Annotated in this window: 26 protein-coding genes and 1 tRNA gene; 16 read left to right on the plus strand and 11 right to left on the minus strand. The window is 66.4% G+C overall.

Annotation, left to right across the window (positions count from 1 at the left end; genetic code table 11):
- Positions 1 to 342, plus strand: a 342-nt coding sequence (locus tag AO501_RS31965) for a DUF732 domain-containing protein (protein ID WP_156452899.1), incomplete at its 5' end; no start/stop codon positions are given.
- Between the two features lie 9 nt (positions 343 to 351).
- Here the strand turns inward: AO501_RS31965 and purD are convergent.
- Together purD and AO501_RS31975 are read right to left on the minus strand one after the other, a co-directional pair.
- On the minus strand, positions 352 to 1,623 hold the full coding sequence (gene purD, locus AO501_RS31970) for a phosphoribosylamine--glycine ligase (protein WP_055581581.1): 1,272 nt from the start codon (positions 1,621 to 1,623) through the stop codon (positions 352 to 354).
- 100 nt (positions 1,624 to 1,723) lie between these two features.
- Positions 1,724 to 2,131, minus strand: coding sequence for a MarR family winged helix-turn-helix transcriptional regulator (locus AO501_RS31975; protein WP_055581582.1), 408 nt, complete (start codon positions 2,129 to 2,131; stop codon positions 1,724 to 1,726).
- A gap of 82 nt (positions 2,132 to 2,213) precedes the next feature.
- Between AO501_RS31975 and AO501_RS31980 the strand changes: the two genes are divergently transcribed.
- Positions 2,214 to 3,299 carry an aldo/keto reductase gene (locus AO501_RS31980; protein WP_055581583.1) on the plus strand — a complete coding sequence of 362 codons (1,086 nt, stop codon included), beginning with the start codon at positions 2,214 to 2,216 and terminating at the stop codon, positions 3,297 to 3,299.
- A 66-nt stretch (positions 3,300 to 3,365) separates the two neighbouring features.
- Here AO501_RS31980 and AO501_RS31985 read toward each other — a convergent pair whose 3' ends face one another.
- From AO501_RS31985 to AO501_RS32000, 4 genes are read right to left on the minus strand one after another with little or no spacing between them, the layout of a single operon-like run.
- Positions 3,366 to 3,797 carry a carboxymuconolactone decarboxylase family protein gene (locus AO501_RS31985; RefSeq protein ID WP_055581584.1) on the minus strand — a complete coding sequence of 144 codons (432 nt, stop codon included), beginning with the start codon at positions 3,795 to 3,797 and terminating at the stop codon, positions 3,366 to 3,368.
- Positions 3,797 to 4,654, minus strand: a complete 858-nt coding sequence (locus tag AO501_RS31990) for an NAD(P)-dependent oxidoreductase (protein WP_055581585.1) — start codon at positions 4,652 to 4,654, stop codon at positions 3,797 to 3,799. The genes AO501_RS31985 and AO501_RS31990 overlap by 1 nt, the downstream gene beginning before the upstream one ends.
- A complete protein-coding gene (locus tag AO501_RS31995; protein ID WP_055581586.1) occupies positions 4,651 to 5,400 on the minus strand; it encodes an SDR family oxidoreductase in 750 nt (249 codons plus the stop codon). Before AO501_RS31995 ends, AO501_RS31990 begins: the two co-directional genes overlap by 4 nt.
- A gap of 11 nt (positions 5,401 to 5,411) precedes the next feature.
- Positions 5,412 to 6,881, minus strand: coding sequence for an aldehyde dehydrogenase (locus AO501_RS32000; RefSeq protein WP_055581587.1), 1,470 nt, complete (start codon positions 6,879 to 6,881; stop codon positions 5,412 to 5,414).
- Positions 6,882 to 7,099: 218 nt separating this feature from the next.
- On the opposite strand from AO501_RS32000, the gene AO501_RS32005 reads away from it, so the two are divergent.
- The 9 genes from AO501_RS32005 (at position 7,100) to AO501_RS32045 (ending at position 15,610) form a co-directional block, all read left to right on the plus strand.
- Positions 7,100 to 7,726: a TetR/AcrR family transcriptional regulator gene (locus tag AO501_RS32005; RefSeq protein ID WP_055581588.1), complete on the plus strand. Its 627-nt coding sequence runs from the start codon at positions 7,100 to 7,102 to the stop codon at positions 7,724 to 7,726.
- Positions 7,723 to 8,940 (plus strand): cytochrome P450, encoded by a 1,218-nt coding sequence (locus tag AO501_RS32010; protein WP_055581589.1) that lies wholly within the window; start codon positions 7,723 to 7,725, stop codon positions 8,938 to 8,940. The genes AO501_RS32005 and AO501_RS32010 overlap by 4 nt, the downstream gene beginning before the upstream one ends.
- On the plus strand, positions 8,940 to 9,764 hold the full coding sequence (locus tag AO501_RS32015; protein WP_055581590.1) for an SDR family oxidoreductase: 825 nt from the start codon (positions 8,940 to 8,942) through the stop codon (positions 9,762 to 9,764). The genes AO501_RS32010 and AO501_RS32015 overlap by 1 nt, the downstream gene beginning before the upstream one ends.
- Complete coding sequence (locus AO501_RS32020) at positions 9,761 to 11,119, plus strand: cytochrome P450 (RefSeq protein WP_055581591.1); 1,359 nt, start codon at positions 9,761 to 9,763, stop codon at positions 11,117 to 11,119. Before AO501_RS32015 ends, AO501_RS32020 begins: the two co-directional genes overlap by 4 nt.
- 17 nt (positions 11,120 to 11,136) lie before the next feature.
- Positions 11,137 to 11,343 (plus strand): ferredoxin, encoded by a 207-nt coding sequence (locus tag AO501_RS32025; protein WP_055581592.1) that lies wholly within the window; start codon positions 11,137 to 11,139, stop codon positions 11,341 to 11,343.
- Positions 11,343 to 11,888, plus strand: coding sequence for a hypothetical protein (locus tag AO501_RS32030; RefSeq protein WP_055581593.1), 546 nt, complete (start codon positions 11,343 to 11,345; stop codon positions 11,886 to 11,888). Before AO501_RS32025 ends, AO501_RS32030 begins: the two co-directional genes overlap by 1 nt.
- 158 nt (positions 11,889 to 12,046) lie before the next feature.
- On the plus strand, positions 12,047 to 13,174 hold the full coding sequence (locus AO501_RS32035; protein WP_055581594.1) for an NDMA-dependent alcohol dehydrogenase: 1,128 nt from the start codon (positions 12,047 to 12,049) through the stop codon (positions 13,172 to 13,174).
- Positions 13,175 to 13,186: 12 nt separating this feature from the next.
- Positions 13,187 to 15,178, plus strand: a complete 1,992-nt coding sequence (locus AO501_RS32040) for an FAD-dependent oxidoreductase (protein WP_055581595.1) — start codon at positions 13,187 to 13,189, stop codon at positions 15,176 to 15,178.
- Positions 15,179 to 15,193: 15 nt separating this feature from the next.
- On the plus strand, positions 15,194 to 15,610 hold the full coding sequence (locus AO501_RS32045) for a ketosteroid isomerase family protein (protein WP_055581596.1): 417 nt from the start codon (positions 15,194 to 15,196) through the stop codon (positions 15,608 to 15,610).
- Between the two features lie 22 nt (positions 15,611 to 15,632).
- Here the strand turns inward: AO501_RS32045 and AO501_RS32050 are convergent, their stop codons facing one another.
- Both AO501_RS32050 and AO501_RS32055 read right to left on the minus strand, forming a co-directional pair.
- Positions 15,633 to 17,075 (minus strand): hypothetical protein, encoded by a 1,443-nt coding sequence (locus AO501_RS32050; protein ID WP_055581597.1) that lies wholly within the window; start codon positions 17,073 to 17,075, stop codon positions 15,633 to 15,635.
- 101 nt (positions 17,076 to 17,176) lie between these two features.
- Positions 17,177 to 18,094 (minus strand): C1 family peptidase, encoded by a 918-nt coding sequence (locus AO501_RS32055; RefSeq protein WP_055581598.1) that lies wholly within the window; start codon positions 18,092 to 18,094, stop codon positions 17,177 to 17,179.
- A gap of 41 nt (positions 18,095 to 18,135) precedes the next feature.
- On the opposite strand from AO501_RS32055, the gene AO501_RS32060 reads away from it, so the two are divergent.
- On the plus strand, positions 18,136 to 18,546 hold the full coding sequence (locus tag AO501_RS32060; protein WP_055581599.1) for an HIT family protein: 411 nt from the start codon (positions 18,136 to 18,138) through the stop codon (positions 18,544 to 18,546).
- A 63-nt stretch (positions 18,547 to 18,609) separates the two neighbouring features.
- Here the strand turns inward: AO501_RS32060 and AO501_RS32065 are convergent, their stop codons facing one another.
- Both AO501_RS32065 and phoP read right to left on the minus strand, forming a co-directional pair.
- Positions 18,610 to 20,043, minus strand: a complete 1,434-nt coding sequence (locus AO501_RS32065) for a sensor histidine kinase (protein WP_055581600.1) — start codon at positions 20,041 to 20,043, stop codon at positions 18,610 to 18,612.
- A gap of 1 nt (position 20,044) precedes the next feature.
- A complete protein-coding gene (phoP, locus tag AO501_RS32070; protein WP_055581601.1) occupies positions 20,045 to 20,773 on the minus strand; it encodes a two-component system response regulator PhoP in 729 nt (242 codons plus the stop codon).
- A 154-nt stretch (positions 20,774 to 20,927) separates the two neighbouring features.
- On the opposite strand from phoP, the gene AO501_RS32075 reads away from it, so the two are divergent.
- Together AO501_RS32075 and AO501_RS32080 are read left to right on the plus strand one after the other, a co-directional pair.
- Entirely contained in the window at positions 20,928 to 21,650 is a 723-nt protein-coding gene (locus AO501_RS32075; protein ID WP_055581602.1) for a hypothetical protein, read from the plus strand.
- Positions 21,651 to 21,677: 27 nt separating this feature from the next.
- Positions 21,678 to 21,749, plus strand: a tRNA-Thr gene (locus AO501_RS32080).
- Positions 21,750 to 21,790: 41 nt separating this feature from the next.
- On the opposite strand, the gene AO501_RS40450 is transcribed toward AO501_RS32080, so the two are convergent.
- The gene (locus AO501_RS40450; protein WP_197419996.1) at positions 21,791 to 22,801 is read right to left on the minus strand and encodes a PE family protein; all 1,011 of its coding nucleotides are present in this window, start codon (positions 22,799 to 22,801) and stop codon (positions 21,791 to 21,793) included.
- Positions 22,802 to 23,005: 204 nt separating this feature from the next.
- Here AO501_RS40450 and AO501_RS32090 point away from each other — a divergent pair, with 204 nt between their 5' ends.
- Complete coding sequence (locus AO501_RS32090) at positions 23,006 to 26,185, plus strand: ATP-binding protein (protein ID WP_055581604.1); 3,180 nt, start codon at positions 23,006 to 23,008, stop codon at positions 26,183 to 26,185.
- A gap of 68 nt (positions 26,186 to 26,253) precedes the next feature.
- The coding region (locus tag AO501_RS32095) for a PE family protein (protein WP_197419997.1) at positions 26,254 to 26,748 on the plus strand (495 nt) is incomplete at its 3' end.

Here is a 26,748-nt window from a genome sequence, read left to right on the forward strand (position 1 = left end):
GCTCCGCCGCGCCCGCCCCTGCCGGCCGCTGCATCGGCTCCGGTCGCTTCGGCGCCCGCTCTGCCGTCACCGCCGAAAGCGCCGGCACCTCCTCCGCAACGGCCGCCGGACCCGGACCAGGCCTTCGTCAACATGGTGTCCGGCATTCCCGGCCTCACCGTGACCGACCCGGCCACGGCCGCCGCGACCGGCCGCGCGGTGTGCACGAGCCTGCAAAACGGCGCGACACCAAACGATTCCGTTCAGGCGACCGTGAACGGCAACAACACCGTGACCCCCGCCCAGGCGGCCGCAGGGGTCAACGCCGCGATCACCGTCTACTGCCCGCAATACCAGCGGTAGGCGCGCCTGCTACCGGAGGCTGATCTCCCCTTCGGCCGCGCGCCGACCGATGTCGGTGCGAAAGTGGCCGCCGGGCAATCGAATCGATCCGAGGATCTCGTACGCACGGGCACGCGCTTCGGCCAGGTCCGCTCCGGTACCGACCACTGACAGCACTCGTCCCCCGGAGGAGACGATTGCTCCGTCGTCACGGCGTGCGGTGCCGGCGTGCAGGACGCCGTCGGCTTCGGAGCCGACGATGACGTCTCCGACCCGCGGCCGTCCGGGATAGTTCTCGGCCGCCAGCACCACGGTCACTGCAGCGCCATCGCGCCAACGCAACTGCTCGAAGTCAGCCAGCTTTCCGCTGCCGGCGGCGTGCAGTAGTTGGCCGAGCGGCGATTCCAGTAGGGCCAGCACCGCCTGAGTCTCCGGATCGCCGAAGCGGCAATTGAATTCGACCACCGCGGGACCGTTGGAGGTGATCGCCAGACCGGCGTAGAGCAGGCCGTTGAACGGGCTGCCGCGCCGGACGAGTTCGGCCGCAACGGGTTGGACGACCCGGCTGACGATCTCGCGGTAGACGTCGTCGGGCAGCCAGGGCAGCGGCGCGTAGGCGCCCATGCCACCGGTGTTGGGGCCGGCATCGCCGTCGCCGACCCGTTTGAAGTCCTGGGCAGGCAGCAGTGGCACCACGGTCGCGCCGTCGAGCACGCAGAACAACGAGACCTCGGGTCCGTCCAGGAACGACTCGAGCAGCACCGGATGACCCGACTCCAGCAGGCCGGCGGCGTGGGCGCGGGCGGCGTCGCGGTCCGCGGTCACCACGACGCCTTTGCCGGCAGCCAGCGAGTCGTCCTTGACCACCCAGGCCGGATCACCCGCAGGCGGCCCGAAACGTTCCAGGGCGGCGTCGAGATGCGCCGGGTTGTCGACGATCTCACTGGCCGCTGTCCGGACCCCGGCCGCAGCCATCACCTCTTTGGCGAAGGCCTTGGACCCTTCGATCCGCGCCGCGTCCTTGCCGGGACCGAAGCACACGATGCCTGCGGCGCGCAGGGCGTCGGCCACCCCCAGCACCAGCGGCACCTCGGGTCCGATCACCACCAGGTCGGCCTCGACCTTTCGCGCCAGGCCCACGACCTGATCAGCGGAGGTGACATCGACGTCGTATTGCTCGGCCAGCCGGGCGGTGCCCGCATTGCCGGGGGCGACGATCAGCCCCGTGACCTGCGGGTCTCTACTGAGCGCCAGCAGCAGGGCATGTTCACGGGCACCGGAGCCGATCACCAGGACGCGCACGACAGGTCAGACTATCTGACGCCGAGCAGACACAAAATCGCACGTTTCGCGAAGCGAACGTGCGATTTCGCGTCTGCTCGCCAGGCTTCGGGACATCCCGCTAGAGAATCTTTTCCAGCAGGTCCCTGAGGTCATGCTGCTGCCTGACGGTGAGGCGGCCGAGGCGCTTGTCGAACTCCTCCGACAGCAGCGCCAGACCCTTGGTGGCGGCCCGGCGTCCCTCCGGGGTGAGCAGCAGACGGTGGCGTCGCAGGTCGGCGGGGTCGATCTCACGGCGCACGAATTTCGCCGCTTCCAGTCGTTTGAGGTAGAGCGTGACGGTCGCCTTGGGCATGCTCAACGCCGCCGCGAGTTCGACGGGGTACGGGTGCTCATCGATCTCCGCGAGCAGGAAAAGCTCCTTGGACTCCAGGCCCAGCGCGCTGATGCGAGGCTCCGCGCACGAGATCACCGACAGCAGGACCCGATAGTTGAGCGACCAGATCTTGGCCGCCTCGACAGCAGACATCGACTTGCCAGATCGTTCAGTCGTGAACTAGTTTATTAATGAACAATCGCATAGTCGAACAACTTACCAGAAAGCGGGCGACATGCCTCTGGATCAGTACGCGACACTCGGTCGATCAGGATTGCGGGTCAGCCCGCTGTGCCTGGGGGCCATGACGTTCGGTGAAGACCTCGGCTGGGGCACCAGCGTCGAGGAGTCCCAACAAATCATCGACCGCTACCTCGAACTCGGCGGCAACTTCATCGACACGGCCAACTTCTACACCAGGAGCCACTCCGAAAAGATTATCGGCGACCACGTCGGACGCCATCCGGCCCGGCGCGATCGCCTGGTGATCGCCACCAAGTTCAGCGGCAACCTGTACCCGGGCGACCCCAACGGCGGCGGCTCGGGCCGCAAGTCGGTGATCAAGGCGTGCGAGAACTCGTTGCGGCGCTTGCAGACCGACTACATCGACCTGTACTGGCTGCACATGTGGGACCAGAACACTCCCATCGAGGAGACGATGGCCGCACTGGACGACCTGGTCCGTGCCGGCAAGGTGCGCTACCTGGGCGTCTCGGACACCCCGGCCTGGAAGATCGTGGAGGCCAACCTGATCGCGCGTTTCCGCGGCTGGTCGTCATTCGTCGGCTTGCAGATCGAATATTCGTTGCTGGAACGCACCGTCGAACAGGAACTCGTGCCGATGGCCACCGAATTCGGTCTCGGGATCACACCCTGGTCACCGCTGAAAGGCGGTGTGCTGAGCGGAAAGTACACGCGCGCCAACACGGACCGGCAACAGTCTGGCCGCGGCGCCATGGTCGACACCTTCCTCAACGAGGAGACGTACGCCCTCATCGACGAACTCGAGATCATCGCCCGCGCGCACGACACCGCGGTGTCCAGCGTGGCACTGGCCTGGCTGCAGGCGCGGCAGGCGGTGACCTCCATCATCATCGGGGCACGACGGCTTTCGCAGTTAGACGAGAACGTGCGGGCGGTGGACGTGCAGCTCACGGCCGACGACCTGGCGCGACTGGACGCTCTCACCAGGCCGGCTTTCGGGTTCCCGCAGAGCATGATCGAGATGGCGCCGGGCATCATCAACGGCGGAACGTCGGTCAACGGCTTATCGGCGCCGATCTCGGAGTATGTGATGCCCGCCGGCGGTCGCCCCTACTAGGGCGAGCAGACGCGAAATCGCCTATTTAGTGGCGAAATACAGCGATTTAGCGTCTGCTCGGCGGTCTCAGGTGCCGCCCGAATTCATCTTGAGTGCGCGTTCGACATTGGCCTTCTTGTCTTCCTCTGCGCCCTTGGCCGCCGCCTTCTTACGCCTGGCCACAACCGTGTCGACGGCCCCATTGAGCGCCGAACCCAGCGGAAAACCCAGGTAATGCGTGAGGAACAGCGCCATTTCCTTCAGCTCGGTCTCGCTCAGCTCGCCATTCAGCAGCGCGGCGTTGATCTGAATTTCGGCCAGGTCGCGATTTCCGATGGCGGTGACCGCGGTCAGCGTCATGATCCGCTTGTCCCGCATCGACAACCCGGGCCGGGTCCAGATGGAACCGAACAGGTGGTCCACCGTCAGGTCGAAGTAGGGGTCGCCCTCGATATTGGGCATCTCCCAGCCGTAGACCTCGTTCATCTTGTCCAGGCCCTTGCGGCGCAGTTCGTCCATCACGCGTCTTTCTGTTCGTCGTGGGGTACTCCGAGGCCCGGGGCCAGCCGTTCCAGCGCCAGCTTAGCCAGCGGCAGGTCGACCGAAACCGATTCGGCCAGGGCCAGCGCCAAGCTCAGATCCTTCTCCCCCAGCCCACGGGTGTGTGTAAACCCGTCGTATAAAAAGTGGCCCGGCTCAAGGTCTTTCGTATCTTCGCGGAACATGATCGAACCGGCTCCGCCGGTCAGCTTGTCCGTGTGCCGAACAACGTTGCCCAAGTCCTGCAGATTCAAGCCGGCGGCTTCGGCCAGCTTCCACGCCTCTCCCACCGCCGCGTACGTGGTGAAAGTGAGCATGTTGCGCGCCAGCTTCATCCGGGTGCCCGCTCCGGGCGGCCCGGCATGCACCACCAATTCCGCCCAGTGCTCGAAAGGCTCTTTGACACGGGCGAATACGTCATCGCTCGCTCCCACCATCGTTGCCAGCTGACCGAAACGCGCGGCCCGACCACCACCGCTGACGGGCGCATCGATGACATGAATGTCCTGCGGTTCCAGGTCACGCGCCAGCTCTTCAGCGGTGGCGTCGCTGATTGTCGAATGGATCGCGATGATGGTGCCGGGCTTGGCGCGGGAGGCCAGCTCGCGCACCACCTCGCGGACCTGTCCGTCGTTCAGCACTGTCACGCTGATGATGTCGGCTTCGGCGACGTCGGCCACACTGTCGGCGAGGTGGGCGCCCCGGTCAGCGAATGGCGCCATCGCTTCGGCCCGGACGTCGTACACCGTCAGCCCGCCCGGCCATTCGGACATTTTCTTGGCCATCGGGGCGCCCATGTTGCCAAGTCCGATGTAGCCCAGCTTGAGTTCACTCATGATCGGATGATCTGTCCACCGTCGACGTTGAAGATCTGACCAGTGATCCAGCGGGCCTGATCGCTCAACAGGAACAGACACATGCCCACCAGATCGTCTGGGGTTCCCATGCGCGACAACGGGAGTCCCTTGACGATGTCGTCGACGATCTCCTTGGGCGTGGTGGTCCGGTTGGCCTCAGTGTCGATCGGGCCGGGTGCGATCGCGTTGATCCGGATGTTCTGGCCACCCAGTTCCCGGGACAGTTGCTGGGTGAGGCCGTTGATCCCGACCTTGGCCAGGCCGTAGAAGTTGGCGTAAAGCCACGCCGCCGTGGACGACTGGTTGACGATCGCCCCACCGCCCCGCTTGGCCATCTTCTTGTAGACCGCGCGGGTACACCACAGGGCGCCATCGAGATTCACGCTCATGAACCGCTTGTAGTACTCGGGGTCCACGGTGAGCAGGAAATCCAGCTTCATCCCGCCGAAGATCGCGGCGTTGTTGACCAGGTAGTCGATGCCGCCGAACTCGGCGAGGGTGCGATCGGCCATCGCCTTGGCCGATGCCGGGTCGGACACGTCCACCGGGACGCTGATGGCGGTTCCGCCGTCCGCGACGATCTGCTTGGCCACACCTTCGGCGGCCTCGGCGTTGATGTCGGCCACCACCACCGCGGCGCCCTCGCGCGCCAGCGCCTCGACGTACGCCTGGCCGATGCCGCCGCCGGACCCGGTGACGATGGCTACCTTGTTCTCGAACTGCACGCTACGCTCCTCTAATTCACTGCCGTCGCAATGGTTTTGATTTCCAGGTATTCTTCGAACCCGGCCAGGCCCATCTCACGCCCGTTGCCCGACTGCTTGTAGCCGCCGAACGGCGCGTCCGCGGAGTACCAGACGCCGCCGTTGACATTGACGGTGCCTACCCGCATCCGCGACGCGAATCGGGCGGCGCGATCCGCGTCCGCACTGAACACGGTGCCGGACAGTCCATATGGCGAGTCGTTGGCGATGCGCAGCGCGTCCTCGTCGCCGTCATGCGCGATCACCGTGAGCACCGGCCCGAAGATCTCCTCCCGGGCCACCCGCGCGTCGTTGCCCAGGCCCGCGATGACGGTGGGTTCGATGAAATAACCGACATTGCGCCCCGCCGGCCGGCCACCGCCGCAGGCGAAGGTCCCGCCCTCGGCAGTCGCTGAGTCGAGGTAACCCTGGACACGGTCTCGCTGCCGAGCCGAAATGACCGGGCCGCAGACGGTTCCGGGATCGTTCGGATCACCCGGCTTGATCCCGGACATGGTTCCCGCCGCGGCCGCGACGGCATCATCGTAATGCGCCCGGGGCACCACCAACCGGGTGGTGATCGCGCAGCCCTGCCCGGCGTGCATGGACGCGGTGAACGCCGCCATCGCGCAGGCACCGGCCAGGTCAGCGTCATCGAGCACGACGAACGCCGACTTCCCACCCAGTTCCAGGAACACCTTCTTGATGGTGGCGGCCGAATCGCTCATCACGCTCCGCCCGGTGGCGGTGGAACCGGTGAACGAAATCATGTCCACCCGAGGGTCTTTGGCGAGCAGCGCGCCCACGCTGTGGTCGCTGGAGGTGACGATGTTGACCACGCCCGGCGGGATGTCGGTGTGCTCGGCGATGAGTTCGCCCAGCACCGCCGCGCACCAAGGGGTGTCGGGCGCAGGCTTCAGCACGATGGTGTTGCCCGCGGCCAGGGCGGGTCCCAGCTTGGCGAGATTGATCTGGTGCGGAAAATTCCACGGGGTGATGGCGCCGACGACACCGACCGCCTCCCGGGCGATGGTGCGCCGGGTCGGAATGCCCATCGGCGCCGCCTGACCGAGATCCTGGTTCCAGACATAGCTTTCGGCGGTGTCCGCCGCGAACGCCAGGTCGTTGACCGGGCCCTCCAATTGGGCCATCGAGGTGAGCATCCGCGGCGCACCCACCTCGGCGATGGTCAGTTCGCGCAGTTCCTCGGTGTGCTGCTGCATCGCGTCACGCAACTGCCGGATGCACCGCACCCGCAGTTCGGTGTTGCGCGACCAGTCGGTGTCGTCGAAGGCGCGCCGCGCCGCTTCGATGGCACGACCCATGTCCTGCGCGTCGGCATCCGCGGCGACGCCCAGCACCTCCTCGGTGGCCGGGTTGGCGGTCGGGAAAGTGCCCGCACCGCCTTCCGGGAACTTGCCGTCGATGAACAGTGCACTCACGCCGTCGGCCAACAGGGCCATCTACCACTCCCACCACATGCGCTCGGCCGTGCGAAGCCGAGGACGAATCTGAATGGACAACTGTCCGATATTGTTCTTCCGCACCATAGCCCCGGAGTCGCCGGACGTGCAAGGGCCGATCCCGCAGGCGCGCCGGATGTGCGAATATAAGCCTGCTTCACCTGCATATTCAAGCTTGGGACTTGCTTCGCGGCGCACCCGTCCTCTACTTTGGACATGTGTCCAGTGATGCCGCGGTTTCGGTAGCCGACCAGGCTCAGCAGCCGGCCGGCAGGACTCCGCGGAACCGCCGCCAGGAGGAAACCTTCCGGAAGGTGCTGGCCGCCGGCATGGAGACGATGCGGGAGAACTCCTACGCGGACCTGACCGTCCGCATGGTGGCGGCCAAGGCGAAAGTGGCGCCGGCGACCGCGTACACGTACTTCTCATCCAAGAACCACCTGATCGCCGAGGTCTACCTCGACCTGGTGCGCCAGGTGCCGTATTTCACCGACGTCAACGTCGCGATGCACACCCGGGTGGATCAGGCGCTGCGGCATCTCGCGCTCGTCGTCGCCGACGAGCCGGAAGTGGGCGCGGCATGCACGGCGGCACTGCTGGGCGGAGGTACCGACCCCGCGGTGCGCGCCGTCCGGGACCGGATCGGTGCGGAGATCCACCGCCGCATCGCCTCGGCCATCGGGCCGGGCGCCGAGGCCGGCACCGTCGCCGCGTTGCAAATGGCCTTCTACGGCGCCCTGGTTCAGGCCGGGAGCGGCGAGTTCACTTATCACGAGATTGCCGACCGGTTGGCCGACGTGGTGGGCCTCATCCTGACCGGGGCCGAAAAGGGCGGTGATGCATGACGATTCATGTCGGGGATCCGGAATTGATCCTGGACCCATACGATTACGACTTCCACGAGGACCCGTACCCGTACTACCGGCGGCTGCGTGATGAGGCGCCGCTCTACCACAACGAAGCGCTCGGTTTCTGGGCGGTCTCGCGGCATAGCGATGTGCACCAGGGTTTTCGCAACAGCACCACACTCTCCAACCGCGACGGAGTCTCATTGGATCCCGTCTCGCGCGGCCCGCACGCGTCGAAGACGATGTCGTTTCTGGCCATGGACGACCCGGCGCATCTACGGCTGCGCACGCTGGTGTCCAAAGGTTTCACGCCGCGACGCATTCGCGAACTCGAACCCCGGGTAACCGAACTCGCCGTGCAGCACCTCGACGTGATGCTGGAGAAGGCTGCGTCCGGAACCGTCGACTACGTCGCCGAATTCGCCGGCAAGCTGCCGATGGACGTGATCTCGGAACTGATGGGCGTGCCGGTGGCCGATCGCGACCGCATCCGCGCCTGGGCCGACGGCGTCATGCACCGCGAAGACGGCGTCACCGACGTGCCGGCATCGGCGATCGAAGCGTCGATCAACCTGATCGTCTACTACCAGGGCATGATCGCCGAACGCCGCAAGAAGCTCACCGACGACCTGACGTCGGCGCTGCTGGAAGCCGAGATCGACGGTGACCGGCTCACCGACGAGGAAGTCCTCGGGTTCATGTTCCTGATGGTGATCGCCGGCAATGAGACGACCACCAAACTCCTTGCCAATGCCGCCTTCTGGGGGCACAAGAACCCCGACCAGCTGACGCCGCTCTACGCCGACCTGTCTCGGATTCCGCTGTGGGTCGAGGAAACGCTGCGTTACGACACGTCCAGCCAGATCCTGGCCCGCACCGTGTCCGGCCCGCTGGAGCTCTACGACACCACGCTGCCCGAAGGGGACGTGCTGTTGCTGCTGCCCGGCTCGGCCCACCGCGACGAGCGCGTGTTCGACCGGCCCGACGATTTCGTGATCGGCCGTGACATCGGCTCGAAGCTTCTGAGTTTCGGCAGTGGAGCCCACTTCTGTCTGGGGGCCCACCTGGCCCGGATGGAGGCGCGGGTAGCGCTGACCGAGTTGTTCAAGCGAATCCGCGGATACGAGGTGGACGAGGCCAACGCCGTCCGCGTTCACTCCAGCAACGTCCGCGGGTTCGCTCACCTACCCGTCACCGTGGAGGTTTCCTGATGCCCCGCTTCGAGCCGCATCCCGCACGCCGGCCCGCCATCGTCGCGGGCGCGTCCTCGGGTATCGGTGCCGCGACCGCCATCGAGCTTGCCGCCCGGGGCTTTCCGGTGGCGCTCGGTGCCCGGCGGGTGGAGAAGTGCCAGGAGCTCGTCGACAAGATCCGCGCCGACGGCGGCGAGGCGGTCGCGCTGCCGCTCGACGTCACCGACCCGCAGTCGGTCAAAGACTTCGTGTCCCAAGCCACCGAGCAGCTCGGCGAGATCGAGGTGTTGGTCGCCGGCGCCGGCGACACCTATTTCGGCAAACTGCACGAGATCGACAGCGAGGCGTTCGAGTCGCAGCTGCAGATCCACCTGATCGGGGCGAATCGGCTTGCCACCGCGGTACTTCCGGGCATGCTGCAGCGGCAGCGGGGCGACCTCATCTTCGTGGGTTCCGACGTCGCGCTGCGGCAACGGCCACACATGGGCGCATACGGTGCGGCGAAGGCCGGGCTGATCGCCATGGTCACCAACCTGCAGATGGAGCTGGAGGGCACCGGTGTGCGGGCGTCCATCGTGCACCCCGGCCCGACGAAGACGGGGATGGGCTGGAGCCTGCCGGCCGAGTTGATCGGTCCGGCGCTGGAGGACTGGGCCAAGTGGGGTCAGGCCCGCCACGACTACTTCCTGCGGGCCTCCGACCTGGCCCGGGCGATCACGTTCGTCGCCGAGACACCGAGGGGCGGGTTCGTGGTGAACATGGAGCTGCAACCGGAAGCTCCGCTGGTCACCACCAAGGACCGTCAGCAACTGAAAGTCGATGAGAAAGCGCTGAATTCATGACTAGCCAGCTAGCGGTGCCGCGGGTTTCCGGCGGCGAGGAAGAACACGGCCACCTCGAGGAGTTCCGCACCGACCCGATCGGGCTGATGCAGCGGGTACGCGACGAATGCGGCGACGTCGGCTGGTTCCAGCTGGCCGGCAAGCACGTCACCCTGCTCACCGGTGCGGGGGCCAACGAATTCTTCTTCCGTTCGGCCGACGAGGATCTGGATCAGGCCGAGGCCTACCCGTTCATGACGCCGATCTTCGGCAAGGGCGTGGTTTTCGACGCCAGCCCGGAGCGGCGCAAGGAGATGCTGCACAACTCGGCGCTGCGCGGCGAGCACATGAAGGGCCATGCCGTCACCATCGAGGGCGAGGTGCGAAAGATGGTGGCCGACTGGGGCGATGAAGGCGAGATCGACCTGCTCGACTTCTTCGCCGAGTTGACCATTTACACCTCGACCGCCTGCCTGATCGGGCTGAAGTTCCGCAACCAGCTGGACTCCCGGTTCGCACACTTCTACCACCAACTGGAGCGGGGCACCGACCCGCTGTGCTACGTCGATCCCAACCTGCCGATCGAGAGCTTCCGCATCCGCGACGAGGCCCGCGTCGGTCTGGTGGCGTTGGTGCAGGAGATCATGGACCAGCGAATCGCCAACCCGCCCAAGGACAAAACCGACCGCGACATGCTCGACGTGCTGGTGTCCATCAAGGACGAGGATGGCAACCTCCGGTTCTCCGCCGACGAGGTCACCGGCATGTTCATCTCACTGATGTTCGCGGGCCACCACACCAGTTCCGGCACCTCGGCCTGGACACTGATCGAACTGATGCGCCACCCCGAGGCCTACGCCGAGGTCGTCCAGGAACTCGAGGAACTCTACGCCGACGGCCAAGAGGTGAGTTTCCATGCGCTACGCCAGATCCCGAAGCTGGAGAATGTGCTCAAGGAAACCCTGCGACTGCACCCGCCGTTGATCATCCTGATGCGGGTGGCCCAGGGCGAGTTCGAGGTGGAGGGTTACCCGATTCACAAGGGCGACTTCGTCGCCGCGTCCCCGGCGATCTCCAACAGGATCCCGGAGGACTTCCCCGACCCCGATTCTTTCGATCCCGACCGCTACGAGAAACCGCGGCAGGAGGACCTGGTCAACCGCTGGACCTGGATTCCGTTCGGCGCGGGCCGGCATCGCTGCGTCGGCGCCGCGTTCGCTCAGATGCAGATCAAGGCTATCTTCTCGGTTCTGTTGCGCGAGTACGAGTTCGAGATGGCTCAGCCGGCCGACAGCTACCACAACGACCACTCCAAGATGGTGGTGCAGTTGGCCCGGCCGGCAAAGGTCCGCTACCGCAGGCGCACTCAGGGATAACCGCGAGGGGATTCAAGATGGGATTCAGGATCGAAGCGGATCTGGACCTGTGCCAGGGTCATGCCATGTGTGAGCTGGAGGCCCCGGACTACTTCCGGGTGCCCCGGCGCGGCAAGGTCGAGATCATCGACGCCGAGCCGCCGGAGGACGCCCGCGACGAGGTCGAGCGGGCCGTCGAATCGTGCCCTACCCAAGCCCTGTTCATCAAAGAGAAGGAAAGCTGATGGCGTCACACCCCCGCGAGGCATTGGAAGACTGGGTCGAACGCTGGCTGGAGGTCAACCGGGAGGCCGAGCGGAACGGCGACTGGAAGCCGTTGGCCGACTTCTACGCCGATGACGCGACCTACGGCTGGAACATCGGGCCCAAAGAGGACGTGATGTGCGTCGGCATCGACGAGATCCGCGACATCGCCCTCGGCCTGGAGATGGAGGGGCTGGAGAACTGGCAGTACCCCTATCAGAAGGTGCTCATCGACGACAAGCAGGGTGAGATCGTCGGGTTCTGGAAGCAGGTCGCCATCGACTCCGACGGCGGCCGCTCGGAGATCTACGGCATCGGCGGCAGCTGGTTCCGGCTCAACGCCGACGCCAAGATCGAGTGGCAGCGCGACTTCTTCGACTTCGGCCACGTCCAGGCGCTCTACCTGGACCTGATGAAGGCAGGGAAGCTGTCTCCCGGGATGCAGAAGCGCATCGAGCGCAGCTTGGCAGGCGAGAAACTGCCTGGTTACTACCCGCTGGGCGAGGCACCGGCACCTATCTGGTGAGCCGGTCCGATGGTCGCGCGCACCCAACCAAGCATTTGGTTTGTTAAACGCGCTATGCTGACCAATCAGGAGTGCCCTGTGGCACTCATCACTACCGTGCCGGGCATGATGGAGCCAGGCACTACTCAATTCAAAGGCGAAATGGGGTCAGGTCCACCGTGAAGACAAAAGGCGCACTGATCTGGGAATTCAACCAGCCGTGGTCCATCGAGGACATCGAAATTGGCGACCCCGCCAAGGACGAAGTCAAGATCCAGATGGAAGCGGCCGGCATGTGCCACTCGGACCATCACCTGGTGACCGGCGGCATCCCGATGGCAGGCTTCCCGGTGCTCGGTGGCCATGAGGGTGCCGGCATCGTCACCGAGGTCGGCCCCGGCGTGGAGGACATCGCCCCGGGCGACCACGTGGTGCTGTCGTTCATCCCGTCCTGCGGGCAGTGCCCGACCTGTCAGTCCGGGATGCGCAACCTGTGCGACCTCGGCGCCGGGCTGCTGGCCGGCGCGGCCGTGAGCGACGGCACCTTCCGCATCCAGGCCCGCGGCCAGAACGTCTTCCCGATGACGCTGCTCGGGACTTTCTCGCCGTACATGGTCGTGCACCGCAGCTCGGTGGTGAAGATCGACCCGTCCGTTCCGTTCGAGGTGGCCGCGCTGGTCGGCTGCGGCGTCACCACCGGCTACGGCTCGGCGGTCCGCACCGCCGACATCCGGCCGGGCCAGGACGTCGCGATCGTCGGCGTCGGCGGCGTCGGCATGGCGGCCCTGCAGGGCGCGGTCAACGCCGGTGCCCGCTACATCTTCGCGATCGACCCGGTGGAGTGGAAGCGCGACCAGGCGCTGAAGTTCGGTGCCACCCACGTCTACCCGGACATCAACGCCGCTCTGATGGGCATCATGGAGGTCACCTACGGGCTGATGGCCCACAAGGTGGTCGTCACCGTCGGCGAACTGCACGGCGCCGACGTCGACAACTACCTCAACATCACCCAAAAGGGCGGCACCTGCGTTCTGACCGCCATCGGCAGCCTGCTCGACACCAACGTCAACCTCAACCTCGCGATGCTGACCCTGATGCAGAAGAACCTGCAGGGCACCATCTTCGGCGGCGGAAACCCGCAGTACGACATCCCGCAGCTGCTGTCGATGTACAAGGCCGGCAAGCTGAACCTGGATGACATGGTCACCACCCAGTACCGCCTGGAGCAGATCAACGAGGGTTACCAGGACATGCTGGAAGGCAAGAACATTCGCGGCGTCATCCGCTACACGGACGCTGATCGGTAACCCTGGTCCTGAGTGACCGGCTTTCCGCACCTGTTGGCGCCGGGGCGAATCGGCGCCATGACGGTGCGCAACCGGGTGGTCATGTCTCCGATGGAGACGATGTACGGCACCCCGGACGGATTACCGTCCGAGCGCACCCGCGACTACTTCGCCGCCCGCGCCAAGGGCGGTGTGGGCCTGATCACGCTGGGCGCCACGGGCATTGACCCGCAGCACCCGGAGACTCCGGGCGGTCTGCATCTGGGCACCGACGCGGCGGTGCACGCGCACCGGGCGCTGGTGGACGAGGTGCACCAGCACGGGGCGAAGATTCAGCCGCAGATCGTGCACGCCGGGCCCGACGGGCTGGGACCGGAGATGTTCGGCGCGACGTCGCTGGGGCCGTCGGTGATCCCGTCGTACCTCACCGGCCGTCCATCGGTGGAGATCACCAGTGCGCAGCTCACCGAGGTGCTCGACCTGTTCAAAGCCGCGGCGCGCAGGGCCGTGGAGGCGGGTTACGACGGTATCGAGCTGCACGCCGCGCACGGCTACATGCTGCTGGGATCATTCCTTGCGCCGCAACGCAATCGGCGCACCGACTCCTACAGTGGGCACACCGCGCACGGCAGGCTGCGTGTGGTGCTGGACGCGCTGGCGGCCATCCGCTCCGAAATCGGCGACGCGCTGCCGATCACCTTGCGCATCTCCGGATACGAACGGGTCGCCGGCGGCCGGCCGATCTACGAAACCGCCCGGATGGCACCCGAACTCGTCGCCGCGGGCGTCAATGCGTTCCACGTCAGCGGTGGTGTGATCGACCGGCTCGTCACCGGCATGGTGAACAGCGCCGACGACGGCGACGCAGTGAACATCGGCGCCGCTGCTGCAGTCAAACAGGTGGTCGACGTGCCGGTGATCGCCGTCGGCCGCATCCACGACCCCGTCCGGGCCGAACGGATCCTGGCCGATGGGCGCGCCGACTTCATCGCCATGGGCCGTCCGCTGCTGGCTGATCCCGACCTGCCGGCCAAGCTCGCCGGCGGACAGGCGAACCGGGTGCGTAGGTGCATCTCCTGCGAGAACTGCATCGACGCAATGGAACAACGATTCTCGGTCGACTGCGCGGTGAATCCCCGCACCGGGAAGGAACGCGCGCTGGCGGCGCCGGTTGCCGCGCGGGTGAAGCGGGTGGTGGTGATCGGCGGTGGGCCGGCCGGGCTGGAGACGGCGCGGGTGGCGGCCGAACGCGGGCATCGCGTCACCCTTTTCGAGCGCGGCCGGCAACTGGGCGGCGCACTGCGCTGGGCAAGCATGCTGCATCCCGAGAATCAGCCCTTCCTGCGGTACCTGCGCCGGGAGATCGCCCTCAGCAGCACCGAAGTGCTTCTCGACCACGATGTTTCGGCACCCGACGTCGCCGCCTTGAAGCCGGACGCGGTGGTGGTGGCCACCGGTGGCCGGGTCGCGGTCCCGTCGATACCGGGTGCCCACCTGCCGCACGTGCACACCGGCCCAGGTCTGCGGAAAATGCTGGACGGCAGGCGGTTTCTGCGCCCGGGCGCCGTCCGGATGGCCAGCCGTGCCTGGATGCCGCTCGGCCGCCGGGTCACCGTCATCGGTGGCGATCTGGTGGCGCTCGAGTTGGCCGAATTCCTGGCCGCGCGGGGCCGGTTGGTGTCGGTACTCGAGGGCGGCAAGGACATCGCTCCCGAGGTCGGCGCCAAACGCAAGACCGAGCACACCGATCGCCTGGACCGGTTGGGCGTCACCGTCCATGTCCGCGCCGAGATCGAGCGAATCAGCTCCGGCGCAGTGGTTTTCACCCCGGCCGGGGGCGTCATCCGCGAACTGGCCGCCGACAGCGTCGTCATCGCGGGCAGCGTCGAACCGGACACCGGACTGTTCGACGCGCTGGTTGACGCCCTGCCCGACACCCCGATTCACGCCGCCGGTGACTGCACCGGCCTGGGCCTGATCCGCAAAGCCACCGAAGACGGCGCCCGCGCCGCGTGTGCAATCTGAAGAAGGAGAACCATAATGACCCAAACCGCCCAATCCCCGGCCCTGACCGCGTCGCAGTCGTCCTGGCGCTGTGTACAGGCCCACGACCGCGAGGGCTGGCTGGCACTGATGGCCGACGACGTGGTCGTCGAGGACCCGATCGGCAAGTCAGTGACCAATCCGGACGGCACCGGAGTGAAGGGCAAGGAAGGCGTAGCCACCTTCTACGACACCAACATCGCCGCCAATCAGTTGACGATCACCTGCGAAGAGACTTTCCCGTCCAGCTCGCCTAATGAGATCGCTCATATCCTGGTGCTGCACAGCAAGTTCGAGGGTGGTTTCAGCAGCGAGGTGCGCGGCGTGTTCACCTATCGCGTCAACGCCGAGGGGCTGATCAACAGCATGCGCGGGTACTGGAACCTGGAGATGATGACATTCGCGCAGGAGTGACCCCGCGCGAGCAGAAAGGGAACTAGCCGATGCGGCCGATGCCGGTGATGTTTCCCTGCATGATCTTGCCGCCCATCAGCACCATGCACGCCGTCTGAATCGGGTCGCTGAGGATGGTGGCCGACTTCGGCTGCTGATGCATCAGATTGCCGGTGGTCGGGTCGATGACCGCGTAGGCGAACACGTCCAACGGCGTGGTCTGGTCCAACCCGATCCGGGTGATGGTGTAGATCAGGCCGTCGCCGGTGGACAGGTGCGGCAGCGCGGCACTGCGAACCTTGCTCTCCCACACGGTATGACAACCCGGTCCCGGACTGTCCATGTCCACCCGGGTCATGCCGCCGACGAAGGGTGCCGTCGGCGGCACCGCCGGACCCGCACCCGGCGGCACCGCCGGATAGGGGTAGCCGTACGTGCTGGCGATGAACATCGAGTTGCCGGCCCCGATCGGCGAGTTCTCGCTGCCCGGTCCGCCCTGCGTCAGCACGGTCTGCTGACACACGACATTGCCGGTGCCGGACTGGTAGACCATCGCGTGCACCTGCGGCTCCGCGTTGTCCACGATGGTCACGTAGTCAGCCCCGGTTGGGCCGAAATAGGTTGGGGTGGAACCGGTTCCCCAACTGAGTTGACCGGGTTTGCGGGCCGGCCCGCGGTCGTAGTTCTGGCTCCAGATGACCTGCGGGTTGCCGCCACCGTTGAGGTTGATCTCGTAGATCGCGAACGTCGTGGCCACGGCGATGCGGTTCAGTGGCGACGCGGAGATGCTGTTGGCCACCTGCTGGCCGGCGGGAAGCTGCAAACTCGCCACTCCCCCAGCGGCTTTCGCCACGCCGACCACACCGCCGGCGGTCGCGAACCAGACGTTGCCCTGGTAGTCGGGGACGACACCCACCGAGCTGTCGCCGGGCGGTATCGCGCTGGACAGGTCGGTGTTCTCGGTGACGACCAGCTGCCACCGCCCGCGCTCATCCTTGACATGCGCGATGCGCAGCAGGTGGTTGGTGCCGTCGATCAGCACCATCTCATTGTTGTTGTCCAGATAGGCATAGACCCCGCCGAGCAGGCCGCCTTTGGTGATGTCCATGCTGGCCAGCGGGATGATCTGCGGAAGGATGCCGCCGGGGTCGATCAGATGCAGCACCGGAGCCTGCTGGGTGATCGTGGTGCACAGCGCCAGCACCAGACCGTCGGTGCCCTGGGTGATCGTCGGACAGGCGGCCAACAACGGGTAGCCGAAAACCGGCACCAGGCGGGCACCGGGCCCGGGAAGCGGTCCGGCGTCAGCCGATCCGGCGTCGTTGTGCATCGAGGCCAGGCCGTTTGGCGCCATGTAAGGGTTGGGCGGGCCGAGGGGCCCGAATGCGCCGGCGGCGTGTGCCGGTGTCAGCGCCGGAACCAGAGACGCCGCGCATGCGGTCAGCACTGCCATCGGAATCGCAAGCAGCGCTTTGGGAAAACGCACCAAGGTCGCCTCCCGTGATTTGGGTCACATGGGATTTTGACGACCGTTGAGCACGACACGGCAACGGTGCGTTAACGATTCGGCTGCGCCGAATCGCGGCGTTAGGCCTCATCGGGGATGAACACCCCGGCCCCCTGCGCCATCTTCGCCAGAGTGTCATAGGCCATCCACATGAATCCGTCTTCACCCCAACGCTTTCCGAAGCTGTTCTGAATTCGCACCGCGCCGGCGTTCTTGTTGTCGTCGTAGGCGGTGATCACCATGACGTGCCCGGCCTTCTTGCCGGACGAGTTCAGCATCCACTGTCCGTTGCCGACGTACGGCGACGGTGAGCCGCGATAGTGCGGGAAGTCGCTGTAGAGGTTGACGCCGAAAGCGACCGGCAGACCCTGTGCGATGACCGTCCTCAGGTGGTTCAGGCCCTCGGGGCCGGTGATCCTGATCAGTTTGTGGCCGGGGATCCGGAACATCGGGTCCGGGTCGATGGTTCGCGAACCATAGTCGGTCCAGTTGGCCTCACACGACGTGGTGGACTTGCGTCTGCCGATGTTGGGCGCCGCAGCCAGTGAAGGCGTACCACCTTTGGCTTGTAACCAATTCAGGCACTTGACCATTTGGCCGCCCTTGCAGGTGTTTTCGGTGAGCTGGTTGGCCAGCTGATACCGGATGTAGGCGTAGTCGGGACCGGCGCGGCGAGCGGGAGCGCTTGGCGCAGTGCGGGTTTTGCGGGCGGCGTAGTACGTCGCCAGGCCGTACACCGTCGCCCACACGAAACAGTTCGGCATGGTCTGCCGGCCCACCGGGGGCAACCATTCCGTGTTCACCGATGCCGCCGCAGGCAACCGGCCCAGCGGCTTGGGCGCCTCGGGAGCCCCGGGCTCCGAGACGTCGGAATCGTAGCCGTAGGAGGTCAGCTGGTAGGGCTCGTCTTCGTCGGCGCCGCAGGCCGGCAGCGCCGCGCCGAGGGCGCCGGCCGCAGCGAGCGCGAGCATGGTGCGTCGCGCGATCGGTACCTGCACGCGGATGACCTTATTGCCTGGGCCGAACCTATGCTGGGGCAATGGCATCGATCTTCACCAAGATCATCAACCGTGAAATCCCCGGGCGCTTCGTCTACGAGGACGACGACGTCGTCGCGTTCCTGACGATCGAGCCGATGACGCAAGGGCACACCCTGGTGGTGCCACGCGCGGAGATCGACCAGTGGCAGAACGTGGACCCACCGGTGTTCGCGCGCGTCATGGAGGTGAGCCAGTTGATCGGGAAGGCCGTGACGAAGGCCTTCTCGGCGGACCGCGCCGGCGTGATCATCGCCGGGCTGGAGGTGCCGCATTTGCACGTCCACGTCTTCCCCGCACGCAACCTCAGCGACTTCGGGTTCGCCCATGTCGACCGCAACCCCTCACCCGAGTCGCTGGACGAGGCGCAGGCGAAGATCAAGGCCGCGCTGGCCGAAATATCTTCGCACTGACGCTGCGGCCAGGGCGCGGTTGCGCGGCGTGTCGTCGCCTTCAGCGCAGCCTCAACGCGGTTGCTAGCCGACCTGGGCGACCACGTCACTGACCCGGGGCAGCGCGACCCGGAAGCAGCACCCCGCCCCTGGCGCGGTGGTGACGCTGACGGTGCCACCGTGGGCTTTGACCAGCGAGTCGACGATCGACAATCCCAGTCCGGTGCCGCCACTGGCCCGCGCGCGCGACGAATCGGTGCGGTAGAAGCGCTCGAAGATCCGGTCCGCGTCCTCCTGGCTCATGCCGGGTCCCTTGTCCGCGATCTCCAGCACCGCGTCGTCGCCGTCGGTGCCGACCCGGATGGTGACGTCGGCGGTCACCGGCGTGTGCTGGATCGCGTTCGCGACGAGGTTGCTCAGCACCTGACGCAGCCGCGCTTCGTCGCCCAATACCTCGGGGGTGCCGGGCCCGTCGAACACCTGCATGGTGATGGTGCGCTGGGGGTCGATGGCCCGCCCGTCGTGCACCGCGTCGCTGGCCAGCGCCAGCAGGTCCACCCGGTGGTGCTCCAGAGGCCGCTGCACATCCAGGCGCGCCAGCAGCAGCAGGTCGTCGACCAACAACCCCATTCGGCTGGCCTCGCTCTCGATCCGGGAGAGCAGCATCGAGACGTCGCGCGCGGCGCCCTGGCGGTACAACTCGGCGAACCCGCGAATGGTGGTCAGCGGGGTGCGCAGTTCGTGGCTGGCGTCGGTGATGAACCGCCGCATCCGTTCCTCTGAATCACGGGCGGTTTCGGCCGACGATTCCGAGGCCGCCACCGCTTCCTGAATCTGCGACAGCATTCCGTTGAGCGCCAGGGAAAGTCGGCCGACTTCGGTCCGCGGGTCGCGTTCGGTGACGCGGCGGTCCAGCTGGCCCCCGGCGATCGCGGCCGCGGTCTGCTCGACTTCGGCCAGCGGCCGCAAACTGCGATGCACCACGACAAAGCTGGCGATGCCGACCACCACCAGCACCGCGGTGCCGATGCCGGCCTGCAACCAGACCAGCGAACGGACCGTGTGGTCGACATCGGAGAGGTCGATGGCCACCGTCGTGATGCCGCCCTGCGGCCCGCGGACCGTCACCGCCCGCCACTGGATGTCCGAATCGCTGACCGAAGGCAGCGTCGTCGGGTTGGGGCCGACGTCGTTGTTGGCGGGCAGCGCGGGCTCGGCGTTGCGGTCGTTGATGGCCGTCATCGGGTGGCCGTCCGGGCTGATCGCCCGAACATAGAACTTCGACGGCGGCCGGGCCGGATCGAAGCCCTGCCCGTTGGACGTGGTGTGCTTCCACGGCGCCTGAGCCCAGGTGCGGGTGGCGTCCATCAGGGTCGAATCGATGCGGCTCACCAGACTGTGGCGCAGGATCGAGGTCACCGCGATCCCCGACGCCAATAGTCCGCACAAGACCAGCACCAGGGTTGCTGCTACCAGGCTTACCCGTAAGGGCACGCCGCGGTGGTACCGGCCGGCCATCTCAGCGCGGTTCGCGCAGCACGTAGCCCACCCCGCGCAGGGTGTGCAACAGCCGCTTCTCCCCGGTGTCGATCTTGCGACGCAGATAGGAGACGTAGGACTCCACCACGTTGACGTCACCGCCGAAGTCGTAGCGCCAGACGTGGTCGAGGATCTTCGGCTTGCTCAGTACGGTGCCGGCGTTGATGACGAAGTAGCGCAGCAGGGTGAACTCAGTGGGCGACAGCGACACTGGCTGGCCCGCCTTCCACACTTCGTGCGTTTCCTCGTCGAGCTCGATGTCGGCGAACGTCAGCCGCGCATTGCGCGGTTCGTTAGTGCTGCCCTTGCCCGCGCGGCGCAGGATCACCCGCAGCCGGGCCACCACCTCTTCGAGACTGAACGGCTTGGTCACATAGTCGTCGCCACCGAGGGTCAGGCCGGCGATCTTGTCCTGCAACGAGTCTCGGGCGGTCAAGAACAACGCGGGGGCCTCGATACCGTCGGCGCGCAGCCTGCGCAGGACCCCGAAGCCGTCCATGCCGGGCATCATCACGTCGAGAATCACCGCGTCGGGCTTGGTTTCGCGGGCCCGGTCGAGAGCCTGGGCGCCGTTGGTCGCGGTGATGACCTCGAATCCCTGGAACTTCAAGCTCACCGAGAGCAGCTCGACGATGTTGGCCTCGTCGTCCACGACGAGGATGCGAGCCTCAGGTTTGGTGTTCTCGCCGCCGGGGTGTCCCAATGTCACGTCAATCTCCCGAACTTGTGTATTAGCTTCCGAATCATTGAAAACTTCCTGAAAGGTCGGTGCAAGTAATCTGCTAGCAGTCTGCCAGGAGTCGTCGGGTGACCCGGGAACCGCGCGGTGTTGTCCGTGCGTGCGCCACGAATAGACTCGCAGGATGAACCTCGTCAAAGCCCTCATGGGTGTTGCGACCGCGCCCGCGCGGGCCGGGTTGGCCGCCGCGGAGGCGAGCCTGAATATCGCCGGGGCAGGGGTGGGCCTGGCCAAGCAGGCGCTGGGCGACACCAGCGGCCCGAGCGGGTCCAATGCGATGGCCAACATGCTGGGCCTCGACGATGCGCTGGCCCGCGCCAACCGGCTCGCCCGCCTGCTCGACGACGACATGCCGCTGGGACGCGCTATCGCTCCCAATGGCCCGATGGACCGGATGCTTCGTCCGGGCGGGGTAGTCGATCTGCTGACCTCCGAGGGCGGCCTGGTCGACCGCCTGACCGCCGAGGGCGGCGGACTGCAGCGCGCATTGCAGCCCGGAGGACTGGCCGATCAGCTGCTGGGTGCCGACGGAATGATCGAGCGGGTGCTGGCCGAGGACGGGCTGGCTGACAAACTGCTCTCCGAAGGCGGCCTGATAGACACACTGACGGCGAAGAACGGGCCGCTGGAACAGTTGGCCAACGTAGCCGACACTCTGGCTCGTCTGGCCCCGGGAATGGAAGCCCTGGAACCCGCCATCGCGACCCTGCAAGACGCGGTCATCTCACTGACGATGGTGGTCAACCCGCTGAGCAGCATCGCCGACCGCTTCCCGCTGCCGGGGCGCCGTCCGCGTTCGTCGTCGCGGCCGGTGCGCTCGCAACGCATCGTGGACGGCGAGCCGTGACCAGTTAGGCTGGCACCGGTTTCACCGGCCTCCTTAGCTCAGTGGTAGAGCACTCGCCTTGTAAGCGAGCGGTCGTCAGTTCAATCCTGACAGGGGGCTCTATAGACGAGCGGCGCCGGCCCGTATCCGGCCCGGGTCGGTTACTTGATCAGACCCGCTGCGCGCGCCTCGTTAACAATTATTTCGGCTTCTTTCAGTGCTTGTTCTGCCATTCGTCTGGCGAACTGTTCAGCTTGTCTTAAATACTCTTCTTCTGCGTGTTGAATTGCCCTCAGCGCATCTCCGTACGCTTGACTTGCCAACTGCAGACCGCGGATCTGCGCTTCCGTCCCTTGGAACTGGCGGATGATTTGACCTTGAACATCGGTGTCAATCAGGTAGATCTGCTGGCCGACTCGTTGAATATAACTTTGGGCAAGCCCCTGGCCGCGTGCTACGACCTCTAGTTGGGAGCCAACGAGGTTTCGCAGAAATTGGGAATCGAGGCCGAGGTCCGTATACACCTTGAAGAACTGGTCGCTGGCGTAACGAGGGTTTTCAATTATTTCCAGAAAGCGCTCGGCCGAGTAGAGGCCAGGAAACCGGCCCCCGGAAAGGACAAAGTTTTTCCCGTCGGTAAAGACCTCCACGCCATTCTTGGCAGCGAGCTTCAGACCGTTGGCTATTATCCCCTGCGTCAGCGCCTGCTCCGCCGCTTTGCCCGCCTGCCAGATCCTCCGGTCGACCTGTGCGCCTAGGGTTCGGCCCAATCCCTCGACCAGCTTCAATAAAAAGTCGAAAGGGCCTTCGCCCGCCGCGGTCGCCGCAGCACTACTGAGCGCCGCGGCTGCAGACTGACCGGCGAGACCGCCGCCCATCAACCCCAGCACGTTGGCGGCCTCAGCCTCGACATAGGAGACCGCGCCGCCGGTCAAGGCCGCCACCATCTGGCTGTGAAACGCAGCGGTTTTGGCGCTGAGCGCCTGGAATTCCTGCCCGTGGCTGCCGAACAGCGCCGCGATCGCCGTGGAAACCTCATCCTGGGCGGCAGCCACCACGCGGGTGGTCGAGGCTGCCGCCGCCGCATTGGCCTGGCTGATTGTCGAACCGACATTCGCCAAGTCCGAAGCCGCAGCCATCACCGACTCCGGCACTACAGTCACATACGACACGCCACACCTCCGACAGCCCAGTTACATCGAGAGCTGTCGCCCCCCGAATCGGCGACATGGCGATGTTAAGGCACACCCGCGGCGGTTGTCGGACGAATCAACCGATCCTGACGTCTCGACACCTTTTCGGGTTTGCTGCCCGGCTTGACGTCGACGAAGATAAATGCCGACATCAACGCGTTATCTCGCCGGGGGTGACACGACGTGGACGACCGGGACGGGCCCGCACTGATCGACGCGCTGCTGGACCGCGCGGTCGCGGCGCTCGGCACCGGGGATCATGCCGCGGCGACCGCGTTGGCGGGTCAGGTACTTGCCGCCGACGAGGGTAATGTCGACGCCGAAGAACTCCTCGCCGCCCCAGCCCACGGTGGCGAGATCCGGCGGCTGACAATCCTTTTCGCCGACCTGGTCGATTCCACCGCGCTGTCCACCCGAATCGAGCCGGAGACGTACCGCCTCGTGGTGGGCCGGTATCGCGAACAGGTGCTCGATATCGTGAACCGCTTCGGCGGTCACATCGGCTCCACCGCCGGTGACGGTTTGCTGGCGGTTTTCGGCCACCCGGTGGCGCACGAGGACGATGTGCGCCGCGCCGTTCTGGCCGGCCTGGAGATAACCCGTGCCGTACCGAAGCTGAGCGCGAAGGCGAAGGCGCGCTTCGGCTTTGAGATCAGCGTGCGGGTCGGCGTGCACCGCGGCGTGGTCTATCTGGACACCACTCAGGCCGACGTGTATGGCCTGGGTGCCAACTTGGCTGCCAGAGTGTGCAGCCTGGCGCCGCCGGGGACGGTCGTCGTATCCGATCCAGTCGCCCGCCTGGTGCACGAGTCGTTCGACCTGGAGGCCCGCCCGGCCGCACCGGTCAAGGGCGTCGAGGGGTTGATCGACCACCACCGGGTGCTCGGCGAAAGGTCCCTGCCGGCCCGGATTGCGCCGGGCCCTCTGGTCGGCCGGTCCGGCGAATGGCAGTACCTGCAGACGAGTTGGGCGCGGGCGCAAGCCGGACAATCGAGCACGCCGGTGGTGTTCTGCGGTGAACCCGGCATCGGCAAGAGCAGGCTCGCGGCGGCGGCCCAGGCGCTGGTCAGTCAATCCGGGAATGCGGCGATCGAGCTGATCGGCTCGCCCTTCCACGCCGATGCCGGCTTGTATCCGGTGCGCGCCCTGCTCGAACGCCGTTGCGGCATCGGCCGTCTCACCAGTCCGGCCGACCGCCTGACGCTGCTGCACAGCGAATTGGCGAGGCTCGGATTGGATCCTGGTCGTTTCATCCCCCTGTTGGCACCGGTGTTGGGCATCGACGCCCAGCACGGATATCAGGCCGCGGCCGACGAAGGCCCCGAGCTCTACGATCTGATCGCCGAGGCGGTGCAGGACTACCTGCTGGCCTGCCTGAACGGCGCGCCCGGTTTGGTGATCGCCGAGGACGCACACTGGTTCGACCCCACCAGCCTCGAGGTGCTCGGCGGACTGCTGGACCGGGCACGCGGACACCTGCTGCTGGTCGTCACCGGACGGGACAAAGGATGGTTGCCCGACAGCTGGCGGGCGAGAGTGTTCGACCTCGAACCGTTGACGGAGCGGGAGTCCGACGAGCTGATCGTCGCCCTGAATCCCGGCCTGACGCCACAGGAGCGGGCCGCCGTCCAATCCCGCTGTGACGGCGTGCCTTTCTACATCGAACAGGTGGTATCCGGAATCACCGAGGTTGGTGTGCCAGAGGCGCTCTACGAGCCGTTGTTCGCCCGGCTTCGGGCAAGTGCCGAGGTGGTGCCGGTGGTCGAAGCCGCCGCCGTCATCGGTCGCTACATCGACACCGGGCTGCTGAGAACCGTGGTCGACGTGGACGCCGACGACCTGCAACGCGTCATCGACGAGCTTGCGGACGCGCAGGTGCTCGAGCGGTGGAACACCGACGGGTGGCGGTTCCGTCACGAGCTGCTGCGCGAGGTCGCCACCGAGTTGGCTCCACCCAGCGTGCGCCGGACGCTGCACGCCAAAGTCGGCGACGCCCTGTGCAGCTTCGGCGGTGAGCCGGACTGGGGTCTGGTCGCGGGCCACTACCGGCAGGCCGAACGCTTCGACGACGCCGCGTCCGCTTATCAGCAGGCCTCGGCGGCCGCGCGGCGCCGCGGCGCGCTCACCGAGGCGCGCGCCCATCTGAGCCAGGCCCTCAACCAGCTCGACCAGTGCCCGCCCAGCCCCGACCGCGACCGCCGTGAGATCGCGTTCCGGTTAGGGCGGGGATTCCTCGCCGGCAGCGCGGTCAGTCCGTCGAGTCCCGTGGTAGCCCCTGACCTGGAGCGTTGCCTGGAACTGATCGGGGCCGACGTGCCGGTCAACAATCAGGGGAAAACGTCGACCGCGGAGGAACTGTTCTCGACCTTGGGCGTGCTGACCGGCTACTACACCGGCCGCGCAGATCTGAGCCGCGCGACCAAAGCACTCGAACTGCTGCGCGCCGCCTTGGAGCAGTGGCAGCCGGGATCCTGGCCACGCACCCACGCGTGGGCCGGGGTGCTGGCGTTTCTGCGTGGCGAATTCGATGCTGCGCGAGAACAATTGGAGTTGGCCACCGACCCGGGCCAGGCCAACGATCGCAGCACGGAGACGGTGGGCTACCTGCCGATCGACCCGATCGTGGCGGCACACATTCACCTGGCTCTGGTCCGACTGGTCCAAGGGAGCCTGCCGGCGGCCGAGGCGGAGTTGGCGCACGCCGCGCAATCGGTGGAGGGCATGGGATTCCCGCAAGGTCCGTACAGCCTTGCGTATCTGCGGTTCGTGGAGATCTGGGTGCGGATCGAAACCGGCCAGTTCGACCGTGCGTCGACGCTCGCTGCCGAGATGGTTGAGGACGCAGCACGGCACGGCTTCAATCAATGGCGCCTCCGCGGCACGATTCAGCAAGCCGTGGCGAATGCTCTGGCGAACTCGGAATTCAACGACCGAATCGCGGAGATCACCGGCTTGGTCGACGAATTGCGCTCCGCGGATCTCAACGTGTATCTCACCTTCTTCGAGGGCGCGCTGGCGCGGTTGATGATCGCGGCAGGACACCAGGACAGCGCGCGGCTCGATGCCGCGCTGGCGATGGCCCGCGAGACCGGCATGTCCTTCTACGACGCCGAACTGCTACGGCTTCGATCGCACGCTCAGAGCGATCCCGCGGCGCGTCGCGCCGACCTGGAGAGCGCCCTGCGGCTGGCCCGCCACCAGGGCGCCACTCTATTCGAATTACGCTGCGCCCTCGACTATTTCGAACTTCGTGGGCCGGACGCGAGCGCCGCCCTCGCCGATGCGATGAGCCGCGTGCCGGCCGACAGCGCGTTGTCCGAATCGCTGCGGGCCAATGATGCACTGACCGCGAACCCGCGATGAACTGACGAACGGCTGTTGCCCCTGGCAAGATGCTCCTGTCTCCGGTCACCGAGCAAGGGGAAGTCGGCATGTCGTTCGTCATCGCTGGTGCTGAGCAGATTGCGGCCGCGGTCGCAGACGTGTCGGGCATCGAAGCGGCGGTCGCGCGGGCCAATGCAGCGGCGGCCTTGCCGACTACCGCGTTGTTGGCGGCCGCTGATGACGAGGTGTCGGCGGCGATCGCCGAATGGTTCGGTGAGTTTGGGCTGCAATATCTTTCAGTGAGCGGTCGGGTGCTTCAGGCGCAGACCCGGTTCACCCAGTTGTTGAGCGGTGCGCAGATTTCCTACAGCACCGCCGAGGCGGCGATCACTGCGTCATTGGCGAGCTCGGCCGGCGTGCCGAGCCTCGTCGACGACGTCCTGGGCGTAATCAATGCGCCCGCGACCTTCCTGCTGGGGCGCCCGTTGATCGGCGACGGCGTCGACGGCACCCCGGGCACCGGGCAAGCAGGTGGGCCGGGCGGGCTCCTGTGGGGCAACGGCGGGGCCGGCGGGTCAGGTGCGGTTGGCCAGCGGGGCGGC

Origin of the sequence: Mycobacterium gordonae (genome assembly GCF_001417955.2) — a bacterium.
GTDB lineage: Bacteria > Actinomycetota > Actinomycetes > Mycobacteriales > Mycobacteriaceae > Mycobacterium > Mycobacterium gordonae_B.

Bases quoted from the DNA above. Each gene is read 5' to 3' on its own strand.
- AO501_RS32010 (WP_055581589.1), top strand. From the start codon at position 7,723: ATGACGATTCATGTCGGGGATCCGGAATTGATCCTGGACCCATACGAT.
- AO501_RS31980 (WP_055581583.1), top strand. From the start codon at position 2,214: ATGCCTCTGGATCAGTACGCGACACTCGGTCGATCAGGATTGCGGGTC.
- AO501_RS32025 (WP_055581592.1), top strand. From the start codon at position 11,137: ATGGGATTCAGGATCGAAGCGGATCTGGACCTGTGCCAGGGTCATGCC.
- AO501_RS31985 (WP_055581584.1), bottom strand. From the start codon at position 3,797: ATGGACGAACTGCGCCGCAAGGGCCTGGACAAGATGAACGAGGTCTAC.
- AO501_RS32045 (WP_055581596.1), top strand. From the start codon at position 15,194: ATGACCCAAACCGCCCAATCCCCGGCCCTGACCGCGTCGCAGTCGTCC.
- AO501_RS31990 (WP_055581585.1), bottom strand. From the start codon at position 4,654: ATGAGTGAACTCAAGCTGGGCTACATCGGACTTGGCAACATGGGCGCC.
- AO501_RS32060 (WP_055581599.1), top strand. From the start codon at position 18,136: ATGGCATCGATCTTCACCAAGATCATCAACCGTGAAATCCCCGGGCGC.
- AO501_RS32065 (WP_055581600.1), bottom strand. From the start codon at position 20,043: ATGGCCGGCCGGTACCACCGCGGCGTGCCCTTACGGGTAAGCCTGGTA.
- AO501_RS32075 (WP_055581602.1), top strand. From the start codon at position 20,928: ATGAACCTCGTCAAAGCCCTCATGGGTGTTGCGACCGCGCCCGCGCGG.
- AO501_RS32020 (WP_055581591.1), top strand. From the start codon at position 9,761: ATGACTAGCCAGCTAGCGGTGCCGCGGGTTTCCGGCGGCGAGGAAGAA.
- AO501_RS32030 (WP_055581593.1), top strand. From the start codon at position 11,343: ATGGCGTCACACCCCCGCGAGGCATTGGAAGACTGGGTCGAACGCTGG.
- AO501_RS32015 (WP_055581590.1), top strand. From the start codon at position 8,940: ATGCCCCGCTTCGAGCCGCATCCCGCACGCCGGCCCGCCATCGTCGCG.
- AO501_RS31975 (WP_055581582.1), bottom strand. From the start codon at position 2,131: ATGTCTGCTGTCGAGGCGGCCAAGATCTGGTCGCTCAACTATCGGGTC.
- AO501_RS32000 (WP_055581587.1), bottom strand. From the start codon at position 6,881: ATGGCCCTGTTGGCCGACGGCGTGAGTGCACTGTTCATCGACGGCAAG.